15 protein-coding genes are annotated in these 14,689 nt (G+C 72.5%); 6 read left to right on the top strand and 9 right to left on the bottom strand.

The genetic code is table 11. The annotated features are described in order from the left end of the window. Complete coding sequence (locus tag ACIQVL_RS31295) at nt 1-768, top strand: acyl-CoA dehydrogenase family protein (protein ID WP_403477007.1); 768 nt, start codon at nt 1-3, stop codon at nt 766-768. 97 nt (nt 769-865) lie between these two features. Here ACIQVL_RS31295 and ACIQVL_RS31290 read toward each other — a convergent pair whose 3' ends face one another. Next, on the bottom strand, nt 866-1,573 hold the full coding sequence (locus tag ACIQVL_RS31290) for an SDR family oxidoreductase (protein WP_403438689.1): 708 nt from the start codon (nt 1,571-1,573) through the stop codon (nt 866-868). A gap of 101 nt (nt 1,574-1,674) precedes the next feature. On the opposite strand from ACIQVL_RS31290, the gene ACIQVL_RS31285 reads away from it, so the two are divergent. Beyond that, nucleotides 1,675-2,520, top strand: coding sequence for a helix-turn-helix domain-containing protein (locus ACIQVL_RS31285; protein WP_403438692.1), 846 nt, complete (start codon nt 1,675-1,677; stop codon nt 2,518-2,520). A gap of 80 nt (nt 2,521-2,600) precedes the next feature. Here ACIQVL_RS31285 and ACIQVL_RS31280 read toward each other — a convergent pair whose 3' ends face one another. Genes ACIQVL_RS31280 through ACIQVL_RS31270 form a run of 3 tightly spaced genes read right to left on the bottom strand, consistent with a single transcriptional unit; the run spans nt 2,601 to nt 5,567 of the window. Continuing rightward, complete coding sequence (locus ACIQVL_RS31280; RefSeq protein WP_403477006.1) at nt 2,601-3,383, bottom strand: enoyl-CoA hydratase; 783 nt, start codon at nt 3,381-3,383, stop codon at nt 2,601-2,603. Between the two features lie 10 nt (nt 3,384-3,393). Then, the gene (locus tag ACIQVL_RS31275) at nt 3,394-4,569 is read right to left on the bottom strand and encodes an acyl-CoA dehydrogenase family protein (RefSeq protein WP_403477005.1); all 1,176 of its coding nucleotides are present in this window, start codon (nt 4,567-4,569) and stop codon (nt 3,394-3,396) included. Continuing rightward, a complete protein-coding gene (locus ACIQVL_RS31270; RefSeq protein WP_403477004.1) occupies nt 4,566-5,567 on the bottom strand; it encodes an acyl-CoA dehydrogenase family protein in 1,002 nt (333 codons plus the stop codon). The genes ACIQVL_RS31275 and ACIQVL_RS31270 overlap by 4 nt, the downstream gene beginning before the upstream one ends. 161 nt (nt 5,568-5,728) lie before the next feature. On the opposite strand from ACIQVL_RS31270, the gene ACIQVL_RS31265 reads away from it, so the two are divergent. The 3 genes from ACIQVL_RS31265 to ACIQVL_RS31255 are packed head-to-tail and all read left to right on the top strand — an operon-like array spanning nt 5,729 to nt 8,312. After that, complete coding sequence (locus ACIQVL_RS31265) at nt 5,729-6,400, top strand: TetR/AcrR family transcriptional regulator (RefSeq protein ID WP_403438704.1); 672 nt, start codon at nt 5,729-5,731, stop codon at nt 6,398-6,400. Nucleotides 6,401-6,453: 53 nt separating this feature from the next. Next, on the top strand, nt 6,454-7,284 hold the full coding sequence (locus tag ACIQVL_RS31260; protein ID WP_403438707.1) for an acyl-CoA thioesterase: 831 nt from the start codon (nt 6,454-6,456) through the stop codon (nt 7,282-7,284). After that, nucleotides 7,281-8,312 carry a dihydrodipicolinate reductase gene (locus tag ACIQVL_RS31255; protein ID WP_403477003.1) on the top strand — a complete coding sequence of 344 codons (1,032 nt, stop codon included), beginning with the start codon at nt 7,281-7,283 and terminating at the stop codon, nt 8,310-8,312. Before ACIQVL_RS31260 ends, ACIQVL_RS31255 begins: the two co-directional genes overlap by 4 nt. Before the next feature lie 69 nt (nt 8,313-8,381). Here ACIQVL_RS31255 and ACIQVL_RS31250 read toward each other — a convergent pair whose 3' ends face one another. After that, nucleotides 8,382-9,536 (bottom strand): thiolase family protein, encoded by a 1,155-nt coding sequence (locus ACIQVL_RS31250; protein WP_403477002.1) that lies wholly within the window; start codon nt 9,534-9,536, stop codon nt 8,382-8,384. A gap of 100 nt (nt 9,537-9,636) precedes the next feature. Between ACIQVL_RS31250 and ACIQVL_RS31245 the strand changes: the two genes are divergently transcribed. Next, nucleotides 9,637-10,404, top strand: coding sequence for an SDR family NAD(P)-dependent oxidoreductase (locus ACIQVL_RS31245; protein WP_403438715.1), 768 nt, complete (start codon nt 9,637-9,639; stop codon nt 10,402-10,404). Between the two features lie 21 nt (nt 10,405-10,425). Here ACIQVL_RS31245 and ACIQVL_RS31240 read toward each other — a convergent pair whose 3' ends face one another. The 4 genes from ACIQVL_RS31240 to ACIQVL_RS31225 are packed head-to-tail and all read right to left on the bottom strand — an operon-like array spanning nt 10,426 to nt 14,637. Next, nucleotides 10,426-11,211, bottom strand: a complete 786-nt coding sequence (locus ACIQVL_RS31240; protein WP_403477001.1) for an enoyl-CoA hydratase/isomerase family protein — start codon at nt 11,209-11,211, stop codon at nt 10,426-10,428. 1 nt (nt 11,212) lies between these two features. Beyond that, complete coding sequence (locus ACIQVL_RS31235) at nt 11,213-12,301, bottom strand: acyl-CoA dehydrogenase family protein (RefSeq protein ID WP_403477000.1); 1,089 nt, start codon at nt 12,299-12,301, stop codon at nt 11,213-11,215. Further along, nucleotides 12,288-13,211 (bottom strand): acyl-CoA dehydrogenase family protein, encoded by a 924-nt coding sequence (locus tag ACIQVL_RS31230; RefSeq protein WP_403476999.1) that lies wholly within the window; start codon nt 13,209-13,211, stop codon nt 12,288-12,290. The genes ACIQVL_RS31235 and ACIQVL_RS31230 overlap by 14 nt, the downstream gene beginning before the upstream one ends. Then, the gene (locus ACIQVL_RS31225) at nt 13,189-14,637 is read right to left on the bottom strand and encodes a class I adenylate-forming enzyme family protein (protein WP_403476998.1); all 1,449 of its coding nucleotides are present in this window, start codon (nt 14,635-14,637) and stop codon (nt 13,189-13,191) included. The genes ACIQVL_RS31230 and ACIQVL_RS31225 overlap by 23 nt, the downstream gene beginning before the upstream one ends. Between the last annotated feature and the right edge of the window lie 52 nt (nt 14,638-14,689).

Raw genomic sequence — 14,689 nt, 5'->3', positions numbered from 1 at the left:
GTGGACCCCGCCGAACTGGAGCTGCTGACCCAGACGCTCCGCAAGGCGATGACGACCATCGCCCCGGGCCCCGCCCTGGACACGGCGCTGGCCGGACTGGGCTGGCGCGAGCTGCTGGCCGAGTTCCCGGGTCCGGCCGTCGCGACGGTGTTCCGGCTGCTGGGCGAGACGGGCACGCACGCCTCGGTGCTCACGGACGTCGTGGGCTCGGCGACGCTGCCGTACGCGGGTGGCCGGTGGGTGGTGTGGGAGTACGGAGCCGCCGTACCGGGCGCCGGGCTGGACGAGGAGCTGCCCCTGCGGCCGGTCACAGCACCCACCGGCGATCCCGTCCCGCTCGCCGCCGGCCGGCGGGCGGTCGGCTGGTGGCTGCTCGGCACCGGTCACGCCATGCTGGCGATCGCCCGGGGGCACGCCGTGGACCGGGTCCAGTTCGGCCGCCCGCTCGCCGCGTTCCAGGCGGTACGGCACCGGCTCGCGGAGACCCTGGTGGCGCTGGAGGGCGCCGAGGCCGTCCTCACGGCGGCCGAGGACGACCTGGGCGCGCTGCTGGCCAAGGCGGCGGCCGGACAGGCGGCGCTGACCGCGGCCCGGCACTGCCAGCAGGTGCTGGGCGGGATCGGGTTCACCGCCGAGCACCCGCTCCACCGGCACGTCCGCCGGGCCGTCGTCCTGGACGGACTCCTCGGCAGCGCCCGCGAGTTGACACGCGAGGCGGGGGCGCTGGTGCGCTCGCGCGGCACCGCGCCCCGGCTGGTTCAGCTGTGACTCACCGGGGCGCCCGCCCGGGTCGGTCACGATTCACCGGAGCACGCGCCCCGGCCGGTCGCGCATCACCGGAGCACCTGCCCCGGTCGCTCGCCGTTCACCAGGGCAGTCGTCCGTTGACGTCGAAGTAGCCGCCGGTCGGGCCGTCCGGGCCGATCTGCGCCATCCGGACGATGATCTCGGCGCCCTGCTCGACGCTCTGGGTGCCCGTGTTGCCGTTGAGGTCCGTCTTGGTGAAGCCGGGCTCGACGGAGTTGATCCGCAGCGCCGGGAACGCCTTCGCGAACTGCACGGTGAGCATGTTGACGGCCGTCTTGGACGTCGGGTAGGCGATGCCCGGGTAGAAGTGCGCGGGGTGGTCGGGGTCGGAGAGGGCCGTCAGCGAGGCCAGGCCGCTGCTGACGTTGACCACGACCGGGGCGGCCGAGCGCTGCAGCAGGGGCAGGAAGGCGTGCAGGACGCGGACCACACCGAAGACGTTGGTCTCGAAGGTGTTGCGCATCAGGTCGGCGGTGACCGTCTCGGCCGTGGGCACGCTGTTGTCCGGGGTCCGGGACTCGATCCCGGCGTTGTTGATCAGGACGTCGAGTCCGCCGTCGGCCGCGACGGTCTTGGCCGCGGCTTCGACGGAGGCGTCGTCGGTGACGTCGAGCAGGACGAACCGGGCGCCCAGTTCCTCCGCGGCCCGGCGTCCGCGCTCGGCGTCCCGGGCTCCCACGTACACGGTGTGACCTGCGGCGACGAGCTGGCGGGCGGTTTCGTAGCCGATGCCCTTGTTGGCTCCGGTGATCAGTGTTGTCGTCATGTCTCCACCCTGCGCCCGGCTCGCCGGGTCAGCCAGCAGACCCTTCTTCCTGGGACTGCCGGTACCAGGCACGGCGGCGGCCCACGGTGTTGACTGGGGGCATGACGGCGACGGAACTGGGGCAGGCGCTGCGGCGCTGGCGGGACCGCGTCGCCCCGGACGCGGCGGGGCTGCCGGCCGGCGGCCAGCGGCGCGCGGCCGGGCTGCGGCGCGAGGAGCTGGCGCTGCTGGCCGGGATCTCGGTCGACTACGTGACGCGTCTCGAACAGGGCCGGGCGGCCAATCCGTCCGTGCAGGTCGTCGAGGCGCTGGCAAGGGCGCTGCGGCTCTCCGCCGACGAGCGGACCTACCTCTTCGGGGTGGCGGGGCTGGTGCCGCCGGGTCCTGACATGGTGCCCGGGTACATCACGCCCAGCGTGCAGCGGCTCCTTGACCGGCTGGCCGGTACCCCGGTGGCGGTCTCCGACGCGGCGATGACGCTGCTGGTGGCCAACACGATGTACGGGGCGCTGATGGGTGACCCGTCCCAGCTGCGCGGCTTCCAGCGCAACGGCGCCTGGCGGAACTTCCTGGGCTGGCCGACCCGGGTGCGGCACACCCCGGAGGAACGGCGCGCCTTCGAGACCGGCATGGTCGCCGAACTGCGCGCCACGGCGGCCCGCTATCCCGGCGACCGCCAGCTGCGGCGGCTGATCGCCGAGTTGCGTGCCGGGAGCGAGCGGTTCGCCGAGCTGTGGGACGCGGGGGTCGTCGGCCGCCTGGAAGCCTCGCGCAAGACGATCGAGCACCCTCAGGTGGGGCTGCTCACCCTGGACTGCGACCAGCTCCGGGTGGAGGAGCACGACCTGCACATCCTCGTGTACTCGGCCGAGCCCGGCACCGAGGACGCCGAGAAGCTGGCGCTGATCTCGGTGCTCGGCACCCAGAGCCTGGCCGAGCGGCACTGAGGCACCGCGTGCGCGCGACGGTGTGCCACGCCCCGACGGTTCAGCACGCGTGAGCCGGCGTCACCACCCGCGGACGACCCCTACCGCAGCTTCTCCTTCATCTCGTCCAGCTTTGCCAGGATCGGATAGCCGCTGACGCTCAGCGCGTTGCCGTGTCCGGTCTGGTGGATGTCGAAGACGGACTGGATCGCGGCGTAGAAGCCCTGCACGTCCAGGGTCTGGTTGACGGCGCGTTTGGCCTGGCGCAGGCCGAAGGCGGGCATCGCGGCGATCCGCTCGGCGAGTTCCCGGGTGGCCGTGTCCAACTCGGCCCGCGGCACGACCCGGTTGACCATGCCGACCCGTTCCGCCTCCTCGGCGGTCAGCGGGCGGCCGGTGAACAGGATCTCCTTGGCCTTGCGGGGTCCCAACTCCCAGGTGTGGCCGTGGTATTCGACGCCGCCGATACCCATGGTGACGACCGGGTCGGAGAACAGGGCGTCGTCGGCGGCCACGATCAGGTCGCAGGGCCAGCACAGCATCAGCCCGCCGGCGATGCACCGGCCCTGGACGGCGGCGATCGACGGCTTGGGGATGTTGCGCCAGCGCAGGGTGTACTCCAGGTAGCGGCGGTTCTCGGCGCGGTAGATCCACTCCAGGGTGATCTCGTCGGGGCCGGGCCAGCGGTCCTTGAGGTCGTGGCCGGCGGAGAAGTGCTTCCCCTCGGCGCGCACCACGATCACCTTCACGTCCGGGTCGTCGGCGGCCCGGGTCCAGGCCGCGTCGAGTTCGTCGAGGAGCGCGGCGTTCTGGGCGTTGGCGACCTCGGGCCGGTTGAGGGTGAGGGTGGCGATGCCGTCCTTCACCTCGTACAGGATGTGCACGGACGTCTCCTCAGCGTCGGGGCAGACCGAGCACCCGCTCGGCGATGATCGTGCGCTGGATCTCGGACGTGCCGCCGGCGATGGTGCCGCCGAAGCTGCGGGCGAAGCGGTTGAACCAGCTGGCGGAGTCGTCGTCGAAGCTCATGTGGAAGTACGGCGCGGTCCGTGCCGGGTGGTCCAGGCCGTCCGGTCCTGACGCCTCCAGGACGTGCTCCAGGGCGTGCTGGGCCGCCTCCGAGCCGAACACCTTCAGCACGGACAGCGCGGGCACGTCCTGCTCGCCGCGGGCGGCGCGGGCGAGCGCGGCCGAGCCGAGCAGTCGTAGCGCCTGGAGGTCCATGACCAGGGTGGCGTACCAGTCCCGCTGTACGGCGCCGGTGGGCCGGAAGTCCCGTACGACGGCCTCCAGCCGTTCGGCCTCGCCCAGCCACATCAGGGTGCGCTCGTGGCCGAGGGAACCGTTCGCGATCCGCCAGCCCTGGTTGAGGGGGCCGACGAGGTTCTCGGCGGGAACCCGGACGTCGTCGAAGTAGACCTCGTTGAAGTCCCGGTCGTCGGGGCTGGTGTAGGAGGCGAAGGGGCGGCGGGTGACGCCGGGGGTGTCGGTGGGGACCAGCAGGACGCTGATCCCCTTGTGCTTGGGGGCGTCCGGGTCGGTGCGGACGAAGGTGAGGAGTACGTCGGCGTCGTGGGCGCCGGACGTCCAGACCTTCTGGCCGTTGACGGTGAAGTGGTCGCCGTCGAGGTCGGCGCGGGTGCGCAGGGAGGCGAGGTCGGATCCGGCGCCGGGCTCGCTCATGCCGAGCGCGGCAGTGAGTTCGGCGCGCAGGATGGGCACGGCCCAGCGCCGCTTCTGCTCCTCGGTGCCGAAGGTGAGCAGGGAGGCGGCGATGATGCCGACGCCCTGCGGGTTGAAGCTGTGGCAGATCCGGCGCCGGGACAGCTCCTCCCGGTGGACGTACTGCTGGACGACGGTGGCGTTGCGACCGCCGTACTCGGGCGGGTTGCCGGGCAGCAGCCAGCCCTCGTCGAACTGGAGGCGCTGCCAGCGTCTGGCCCACTCGGGCAGGTGCGCGGTGGAGCGGGAGCGTTCGGCGGCCTCGGCCCCGGTCGGCAGGTTCGCCTCCAGGAAGGCCACGAACTCGGCCCGGAAGGCTTCCACTTCGGCGTCGAAGGACAGTCTCATGCGACCTCCCCGGCGACCGCGTGCTCGGCGATGAACGCCCGGTGTTCGGCGGCCCCGCCCAGCATCAGCTCGCCCGCCTTGGCCCGTTTGACCGCGAACTGCAGGTCGTTCTCCCAGGTGTGCCCCATCGCGCCGAACAGCTGCACGGCGTTGCGGAACACCAGGGCCTGGCACTCCCCCGCCGACGCCTTGGCCATCGAGGCGGCCAGGCGGCGGCGCGGGGCGTCCTCGGCGATGGTGAGGGCGGCGAAGTAGGCGAGGGCGCGGGCCCGTTCGACGGCCACGTGCATGTCGGCCGCCTTGTGCTGGACGGCCTGGAAGGAGCCGATGGGCGCGTCGAACTGCCGTCGGCCGCGCACGTGGTCGAGCACCAGGTCCAGGGCGCGGCGGCAGGCGCCGACCATGGTCAGGGCCATGCCGGTGAGCGCGATGTCCCGGGCGCTGTCCGGATCCGCCCCGCCACGGTCGCCTCCGCCCACCCCGACCCCCTTGAAGGTGACGTCGGCGAGGTGCAGGACGGGGTCGAGGACCGGGGTGCGTACGGCGCTCGCCGCGGCGGCGGGTACGACGAAGACGCCCGCGTCGGTGACCACGGCGAAGTGGTCGGCCCGGTCGCCGTCCAGTACGTGGCGGGCGGTGCCGTCGAGGACCCAGCCGCCGTCGGCGGGCCGCGCGGTGACGCCTTCGTAGACGGCCGTACCGGACTGGCCGGGGTCGCCGAACCCGGGGGCGAGCGGGGCGAATTGGGTGAGCGTCGCCAGGTAGGGCGTGGGGTCGGTGGCCCGGCCCAGCTCCTCCAGGACGATCGCCAGTTCGACCGCGTCGGCCGGGTCGGTCAGCCCGGTCCAGCCGAGGTCCGCGTAGACGCGCCACAGCGGGGCCGGGTCGGCGCCGTCGTCCACGACGGCCCGCACCAGCGCGGGCGGGCACTCCTTGAGGACGGCCTTGTGCACGGTGTCCTGCCACAGCCGTTGCTCGGCGTCGAACTCGAACAGCATCCCGACGGCCTCCTGCGGCGAGAATCGGTGAGAGTCGGTGAGCGTGACAGTCGATGAGAATGTAATTCTCCTCAGATGGAATTCGAAGTCTCCTCCAGATCTCCGACGGTGTCCAGACTGGATACAGATGCTTGTCGGTGGGCTGCAGTAATGTTCTCCTCATGGCACAGAAGGCGGAGCAGCCCGTGAGCACACCGACCGAGGAACCGGCCTGGAAGCAGCGCGCGGTCGAGCGTTCCACCCAGGCGGCGAAACGCCGCGCGGAGCAGCGGGTGGAGCGGTTCCTCGACGCGGCCCAGGCGATCATGGCGGAGAAGGGCACGACCGACTTCACCGTGCAGGAGGTCGTCGACCGGTCCAAGCAGTCGCTGCGCAGCTTCTACCAGCACTTCGACGGCAAGCACGAGCTGCTGCTCGCCCTGTTCGAGGACGCGATGAGCAAGTCCGCCGACCAGTTGCGGACGATCGCGGCCGAGCAGTCCGCCCCGCTGGACCGGCTCAGGGTCGTCGTGCAGGAGCTGTTCGAGAGCTCGCGCCCCGACCCGACCGGCCGGCAGCGCCCGCTGTTCAGCGACTTCGCCCTGCGCCTGCTGGTTTCCCACCCGGCCGAGATGCGGGTGGCGAACGCGCCCCTGCTGACGCTGTTCACGGAGCTGATGCAGGAGCTGGAGGACGCCCGCCTGCTCCGTGAGGGCTTCAAGCCCAAGCGGGTGGCGGCGCTGACCATGCAGACCGTCATGTTCAACGCCCAGTCGAGCGGCCAGGACGCGGCCCATCCACTGACGGCCGACGAGATCTGGGACTACTGCGCCAACGGGATCACCAGCGACTGAGCCGGGCGAGAGCGTCATTCTCATATCCGGATAGTGGGACTACCCTCACCGGTATGCCACTTGCCGTGAGTGAACTCTGGGACGACCTCCTGCACTGTCTCGACCTCCGGGGGCACGAGGAGGAGACGGGTCCCGTCTACGAGGCGGGCAACCAGCGACTCGGCTATCACCGCCTGTTCGGCGGGCAGTTGCTGGCCCAGTTCGTCCGGGCGGCTCAGCTGAGCTGCCCGGACAAGGGCGTCAAGTCCCTGCACGCGCTCTTCGCACGGGCGGGCCGGCCGGAGGAACCCGTCCGCTACGAGGTGGCGCGCCACCACGACGGCGGTTCCTTCGCCGCGCTGACCATCGTCGCCCGGCAGCCCAAGGGCGTGGTGGCCACCGCTTCGGTCTCCCTGCACGTCCCGGAGGACGGACCGGCCCGGCAGACGGTCCCGCCCGTGTCCGCTCCGCCCGGCCCCGAACACCACACCGATCTCCACCCGATTCCCTGGGAGACAAGGGCCGCCACCGACCTGGACACCCCGGCCGCCGAACCGCCCGAGTACGACGTGTGGATGCGCCTCCCGGCCAACGGAGCGGCCGAACTGGCCCCGGCGCTCACCGCGTACGCCACCGACCTGACCCTCATCGGCACCGCCCTGCGCCCCCTGGCCGGGGTCACCCAGCACGACTCGGGCACGGCGTTCACCTCCGCCGTCACCTCGCACACGGTCTGGTTCCACCGTCCGTTCAGCGCCGACGGCTGGCTGCTGCTGCGCCAGCACAGCCCGCTGCTGGCGCACGGCCGCTGCTTCGGCAGGGGCGACGTCCTCACCGAGGACGGCTCCCTGGTCGCGTCCTACGCCCAGGAGGCCCTGCTGCGCTTCACCCTGGAGCCCGCATGAGGCCGTACCGGGTCGTCCAGTGGGCCACCGGCACCATCGGCGCCCGCTCGCTGCGCGGGATCATCGAGCATCCAGGGCTCACCCTGGCCGGCGTGTACGTCCACACACCGGCCAAGGCGGGCCGCGACGCGGGCGAGTTGTGCGGGACCGGCCCGACCGGCGTCACCGCGAGCCACGACGTCGAGAGCATCCTGTCCCTGGGCGCCGACTGCGTGCTCTACGCGCCGCTCACCTGCGACGTCGACGAGGTGTGCCGACTGCTGGCGTCGGGTGCGAACGTGGTGACCACGCGGGGCGAGTTCCATCATCCGGGGAGCATGGATCCCGTCGTGCGCGGGCGGGTCGAGGAGGCGTGCGCGCGGGGTGGCAGCTCGATCCACAGCACGGGCAGCAGCCCCGGGTTCATCACCGAGGCGGTGCCTCTCGTGCTGACGTCCCTGGCGCGGCGCCTCGACGGCCTGACCATCGACGAGTACGCCGACCTGTCCCAACGCCCCTCTCCCGAACTGCTGTTCGGGGTGATGGGCTTCGGCCTGGCACCGGCGGCGTTCGACGAGCGACGGCTGTCCGGGGCCCGCACCAGCTTCGGTCCGTCGCTGCGACTGGTCGCGGACGCGCTGGGCCTGCCTCTCGACTCCCTTGAGGCCTCTGGCGAGTTGGCGACCGCGCACCGCCCGGTCCGCATCGCCGCAGGCGAGTTGGCCGTCGGCACGGTCGCGGCCCAGCGGCTGGTGGTGACCGGAGTACGGGCAGGCCGTCCGCTGCTCCGCTTCCGGGCCACCTGGTACTGCACCAGGGACCTCGATCCCGCCTGGGACCTGGGGGACACGGGCTGGCATCTCTCGGTCGAGGGCGACGCCCCGCTGCAGGTCGGCATCCGGCTGCCGGTGCCGCTCGACCGGATGGCCGAGGTGTCACCGGCGTACACGGCGAACCGTGCGGTCAACGCCGTGCCGGTGGTGTGCGAGGCGGCACCGGGGATCCGTACGACGCTCGATCTGCCGCACATCACGGCGGCACTGGCGTGACCCGCCGGAGCAGCGCCGCGGCACCGACGTGACCCGCCCGCCGGAGCCGCGCCGCCCCCGCTGCCGGTCTCAGGGCGCCGATACCTCCACCACCATCGCCGACCCCATCCCGCCCCCGGCACACATCGACGCGACGCCGATCCCGCCGCCCCGGCGGCGCAGTTCGTGCACGAGCGTGACGAGCATGCGGGCGCCGGTGGCGGCGACGGGGTGACCGAGGGAGCAGCCGCTGCCGTTGACGTTGACCCGGTCGGGGTCGAGGTCGAGGAGGCGGACGGCGGCCACGGTCACCGAGGCGAAGGCCTCGTTGATCTCGTAGAGGTCGACGTCCGCGGTGGTGAGGCCGGCGCGGGCGAGTGCCTTCGGGATGACCTTGACGGGTGAGAGCCCGGTTTCCGCGGGGTCCACGCCGACGGACGCCCAGGACCGTACGGTGGCCAGCGCGGGCAGGCCCTGGGCGGTCGCCGTCACCTCGCTCGCGACGACCAGGGCCGCCGCCCCGTCGTTGCCGCCGCAGGCGTTGCCCGCGGTGATGCTGAAGCCGTCGATCTCCGGGTGCAGCGGCTTGAGCGCGGCGAGCTTCTCCAACGAGGTGTCACGGCGCGGGTGTTCGTCGACCGCGAAGCAGCCGTGCGGGGTGCCGACGGGGACGGTCTCGGCGTCGAACCGGCCCTCGTCGATGGCGCGTACGGCGTTGCGGTGCGAACGCAGCGCCCAGGCGTCCATCTCCTCGCGGCTGATGCCGGCGCGCTGGGCGACGTTCCAGCCGATGGTGATCGACATGTCGTTGTTGGGGGCGTCCGGGCGGTCGGGATGGGTGGGCGGCATCCAGGGCTCGACCCAGGCGCCGTCGACGCGGAAGGCGGACTTCGGGGCCGTGGAGGCGGAGTTGACGCCCCCCGCGATCACCAGGTCGTCCATCCCGGCGCGGATGCTCGCGGCGGCGTCGGCGACGGCGGCCAGGCCGGCAGCGCAGTGCCGGTTGACGGCGGCCCCCGGGATTCCGGTGAGGCCGGTGGTGAGGGCGGCGTGCCGGGCGAGGACGCCGCCGCCGTAGAGGCCTTCGCCGAGGATGACGTCGTCGACACGGTCCGGGTCGAGCCCGGCCGCGGCGGCCTCGACGATGTGGTGGGCCAGTTCGAAGGCGGTGGTGTCGCGCAGGGTCCCCTTGCGGGCGGTGCCGACGGGGGTGCGCAGGGCGGACACGATGACTGCCTCGGGCATGGAGGTCTCCAACTCGGCGGGCCGGACAGGGATCTCAGCACACTGCGAGAATGCTACTCTCCTCATACTAGAACCATGTATCCCTGGGAGGGGAGTCGCGATGCGGGTTCAAGGGGCGTCGGCGGTCGTGGTGGGCGGGGCCGGGGGTCTGGGCGAGGCGACCGTCCGCCGGCTGCACGCGGCGGGAGCGTCCGTGGTCGTCGCCGACCTCGCCGACGAGAAGGGCAAGGCCCTGGAGGAGGAGCTGGGGGTCCGGTACGTGCGCACGGACGCCACCGACGAGGGCCAGGTGCGTACGGCGCTCGGGGAGGCGGAGTCGCTGGGCCCGCTGCGGATCTCCGTGGACGTGCACGGCGGTCCGGCGAGCGGCGGTCGGCTGGTCGGCAGGGACGGTGAACCGCTCGACCTCGCCGGGTTCCGGCGGACCGTCGACATCTATCTGACCGGCGTCTTCAACGTCCTGCGGCTGGCCGCCGCCGCGATGGCCCGGCAGGAACCGGTGGACGAGGACGGCGGCCGGGGGGTCGTCGTCAACACCGCCTCCATCGCGGCGTACGAGGGCCAGATCGGGCAGCTGCCGTACGCGGCGGCCAAGGGTGGGGTCGCCGCCATGACCCTGGTGGCCGCCCGCGACCTGTCCCCGCTGGGCATCCGGGTGGTCACGGTCGCGCCGGGCACGTTCCTGACGCCCGCCTACGGCAAGGCCGGCGACCAGCTGGAGGAGTACTGGGGGCCGCAGGTCCCGCACCCCCGGCGGATGGGCCGCTCCCCCGAGTACGCCGCTCTCGTCCAGCACATCTGCGAGAACGACTACCTCAACGGCGAGGTGATCCGCCTGGACGGGGCGCTGCGCTTCCCGCCGAAGTGAGCCCCGCCCTGGGGCGGCCGGTCACTTCTCCCGGTTGGTGAGGCGGGCGAGGGTGTCCCTGAAGTCGTCGGTCTGGAAGGACTGCTCCTCGGCGGTCGTGGCGTAGTCGAGGGTGGCGAGGACCGCGCGTTCCAGGTGCAGGTTGAGGAGGCGTTTGGTGCTCTCCGCCGCCTGCCGGGGCAGTCCCGCGATCCGCTTGGCGCAGGCGGTGGCCTCGGCGAGCGGGTCGGCCACGACGTGGTTGGCCAGGCCGAGGACGACAGCCTTCTCGGCCGGGATACGGGCACCGGTGAGCGCGTACTCCTTGGCGAGCAGCAGGCTGGTGTGCAGGGGCCAGGTGAGCGGGCCGCCGTCGGCCGCGACCAGGCCGACCTGGACGTGCGGGTCGGCGAGGTAGGCGGACTCGGCCATGTAGACGATGTCACTGAGCGCGACCAGGCTGCAACCCAGGCCCACGGCGGGGCCGTTGACGGCGGCGACGACAGGAACCCGGCAGCGGACCATGCCGAGGACCAGGTCCCGGCCGTGGGCGATGGCCCTGGCCCGCAGGTCGGGATCCTGCCTGATCTCGTCGAGATACCCGAAGTCACCGCCCGCCGAGAACGCCTTTCCCGCTCCGGTGAGTACGGCGGCCCGCGCGTCCCGGTCGTCGGCGAGCCGGGGCCAGAGCCGGGCGAGGCCGGTGTGCAGCGGGTCGTTGACGGCGTTGAGCGCGTCGGGCCGGTTGAGGGTGATGATCCGCAACGGCCCGTCCGCGCGGACCTCGATCTCCGCAGGCATGCCGTACCTGTGCTGACTGTCCGTCATGTCAGGCTCCCAGTCCGAGGATCCGCGAGGCGATGATGTTCTTCTGGATCTGCGAGGTGCCGCCCATGACACTCTGCGCGCGGCTGTAGAGGTAGGTGTGCAGGAGCTCCGGGTCGTCGCTGCCGCCGACGGCCAGGGCCGCGTGGCCCACCGTCTGCTCGGTCCAGGTCATGAGGAGCTTGTCCAGGGAGCCCTCGGGGCCGTGGGAGACGCCGTCGAGCTGCTCGGAGAGCCTGCGGCGCACGTGCAGGCGCAGCATCTCCGTCTCCACGACCGCCCAGGCGAGCTCGGGCGGCGGGGTGCCCGGGGTGCGCGCCACGAGGTCGCCGACGATCTTCCCGTAGCGGGCGGAGAAGCCGAGGGTCGAGGGTTCACGTTCGTGTCCGACGACCGTCATGGCGAGCGCCCAGCCTTCCCCCGGCGCGCCGACCATCTGGTCCGCGGGCACGGTCGCGCCGTCGAACAGGACCTGCCCGAACTCCTTGGTCACCCCGCTCATCATCTTCAACGGACGCTGCTCCACACCTGGTTGGTCCATGGCGACGACGAACGCGGAGATGCCCCGGTGGCGGGGTGCGTCCGGGTCGGTGCGGGCGAGGAGCAGGCACCAGTCGGCGACGTCGGAGTAACTGGTCCAGATCTTGTGGCCGTTCACCACATAGGTGTCGCCGTCGCGGGTGGCGGTGGTGGTGAGGGACGCGAGGTCGGAGCCGGCGCCCGGTTCGCTGAAGCCCTGGCACCAGCGTTCGGTGCCGTCGATCATGCCGGGCAGGAAGCGTCGGCGCAGTTCCTCGCTGCCGTGCCGGCCGAGGCCCTGGACGAGATAGCCGAGGCTGGGGCGGGCCGGGGCCCCGGCGTGGACCAACTCCTCGTCGAGGATGACGTCGTAGACCGGCGGGAGGTCGTGGCCGCCGTACCGCCTGGGCCAGGAGAGGCCGAAGAATCCGGCCGCGTGCAGGGCGCGGTGCCAGTCGCCCTGGCGGGCCCAGTACGCGTCGCCGGACGTGGGGAAGGCGCCGGCGTGCTCGGCCAGCCAGGTGCGCAGGCGGTCGCGGAAGGCGGCCTCCTCGGGCGAGTCACGAAAGTCCACGGTCGATCTCCTCCGGGCGTACGGGGAACAGGCCGGCGGACGTCAGCGCCCGGCGCAGATGGACATGGGCCAGGCACTCCCAGGTGTTGCCGACGCCGCCATGCACCTGGACGGCCGTCTCACAGACGGTGCGGGCGGCGCGGGCGCAGTAGAGCTTTGCGATCCGGGCGGCCCTGAGCGCCTCTGCGGGCGGCAGTTCGTCGACGGCCCAGGCCGCGTGCCGCAGGACGCTGACCGAGCCCTCGATCAGGGCCAGTCCTTCGGCGAGGAGATGGGCGACGGCCTGGTAGGAGCCGATCGTCCGGCCGTACTGTTCGCGGATCCTGGCGTAGTCGCAGGCGAGGGTGTGCGCGCCGCGAGCCGTGCCGAGGAGGTCGGCGGAGGTGGCGACCAGGGTCAACGCCCTCCAGCGGTGGGCCGCTTCGGCAGAGATCGTGCCAATGCCCGCGGGAGTGCCGCGCAGTTCGGCGGTGCGGCGGGTCAGATCGGCGCCGGCGGCGAGGGGGCCGATCCCGGCGGACAGCACCCGGTTGCCCACGAGGGCGAGAGCCTGTCGCATGCCGCGCGTGTCCCAGGCCCGTCCGGTCAGGGAACCGGTCGCCGAGCCGGGCACGGCGACGGCCACGGTCGCCGAGGAGAGCCCGGGAGCCAGGGCATCGGCGAGCACCGGCCCGAGGAACGGCACGTCGACCAGCCCTCGCCCGAACTCCTCCACCACCAGGGCCACTTCGACCCCGGAGGCGCCGTCCGAGCGCAGCGCCCGCCAGCCGGTCGCCCCGACCGCCTTCTCCAGCCTGGCGATCCGGTCGGCGTCGTCCAGCGCGAGGACCGAGCCGGGCCCCAGGTCGGCGGCCAAACGAGCGGCCGCGTCACGGAGTTGGCGTTGCTCAGCTGTCAGCCGTACGTCCATCGCGCTCCTTGAGAAGCTGTTCCTTGAGAAGCTGTTCCTTGAGAAGCTGTTCCTTCAGCACGCGCCGCAGCACCTTCCCCGAGGGCAGGCGCGGGATCTCGGTCACGAACTCCACGCGGCGGGGTCGCTTGTAGGAGGCCAGCCGGCTGCCGACCAGGTCGACGAGTTCGGCGGCCTCGACGGGTGCGGCCCGCCGTACCGCCGCCACGACGGCCTCTCCGTCGGCGCCGTCGGGAACCCCGAACACCGCGCAGTCGGCGACCGCCGGATGACCGTGCAGGACGGCCTCGACCTCGGCGGGGGCGACCTGGAAGGCCCGCACTTTGATCATCTCCTTCGAGCGGTCGGTGAGACACACCCAGCCGTCCGCGTCGACACTGCCGACGTCACCGGTGCGGTACCAGCCGTCGTGGAGGGCGTCGGCCGTGGCCTCGGCCGGGAGGTAGCCGGCCATCAGGGACGCGGAGCGCACCTCGATCTCCCCGGTCTCGCCAGGCCCGACCGGCTCCCCGGTGTCCAGCGAGACGACCCGCAGGCGTACTCCGGGCACGGGACGGCCGGGCGTGTCCAGCCGGGCCCCGTCGAGCGGGTTGCAGGCGATGACCGGCAGTTCGCTCGCCCCGTAGGCGGGCACCCAGCGGACGCCCGTCCGCCGGGTCACCGTCTCGGCGATGCTCGGGGTCACCGGCGTGGCGCCCCACATGATGTAGCGCAGCGAGGACAGGTCGTAGGACTCCAGTTTCGGGTGGGAGGCGAGGGCGAGCGCGATCGGGGCGACGGCCATCTCCACGGTGATGCGGTCGAGTTCGATGTGGCGCAGCAGCCGGTCCAGGTCGAAGCGGCGGTGCAGCCGCAGCCGCGCGCCGGTTTCGAGGGCCGTGACGATGTTGAGCAGGCCCAGGATGTGCGAGGGCGGGGTGGCGATCTGTACGCGGTCGCGGGCGGTGAGGCCGAGGGCGTCCCGCCAGTGGCGGACGGCGGCGGCCAGCGAGCCGTGGGTGTGCCGGACGGCCTTGGGCATCCCGGTGGTGCCCGAGCTGAACACCAGCACCGCGTCGGCGTCTTGGTCCACCGGCACCTCGTACGCCCGTCCCGGCGTGATCGTCGTGTCCAGGTCCAGCATCGGCATCAGGCCGCCGAGCACCGGGTGGTCGCCGACGGCGTGGTCCGGCTCGGTGACGGCCAGGGCGTGTTCCACCTCGCCGCGCTTCCAGGCCGGACTGAGCAGGACGACCGCGGCGCCCAGCCGCCAGACGGCCTGCACGGCGATCACGAACTCGGGCCGGTTGGACGACATCAGAGCCACCCGCTGCCCCGCCCGCAGGCCCCGCCGGGCCAGTGTCCCGGCCAACCCGTCCGCGAGCGCCGTCAGTTCGGCGCGGCTGTACTCCCGGTTCTCGAAGACCAGCGCGGCCCGTTCGGTCATCTCCGGCTCCCGCTCGTTGAGAGGGTCCCCTCTGCCAGGTGAGAATAGTATT

It is taken from the genome of Streptomyces sp. NPDC090499, from assembly GCF_044769305.1.
Lineage (GTDB): Bacteria > Actinomycetota > Actinomycetes > Streptomycetales > Streptomycetaceae > Streptomyces.
The sequence above is the reverse complement of the archived record's forward strand: the minus strand, read 5'-3'. Positions and strand labels throughout refer to the sequence as shown.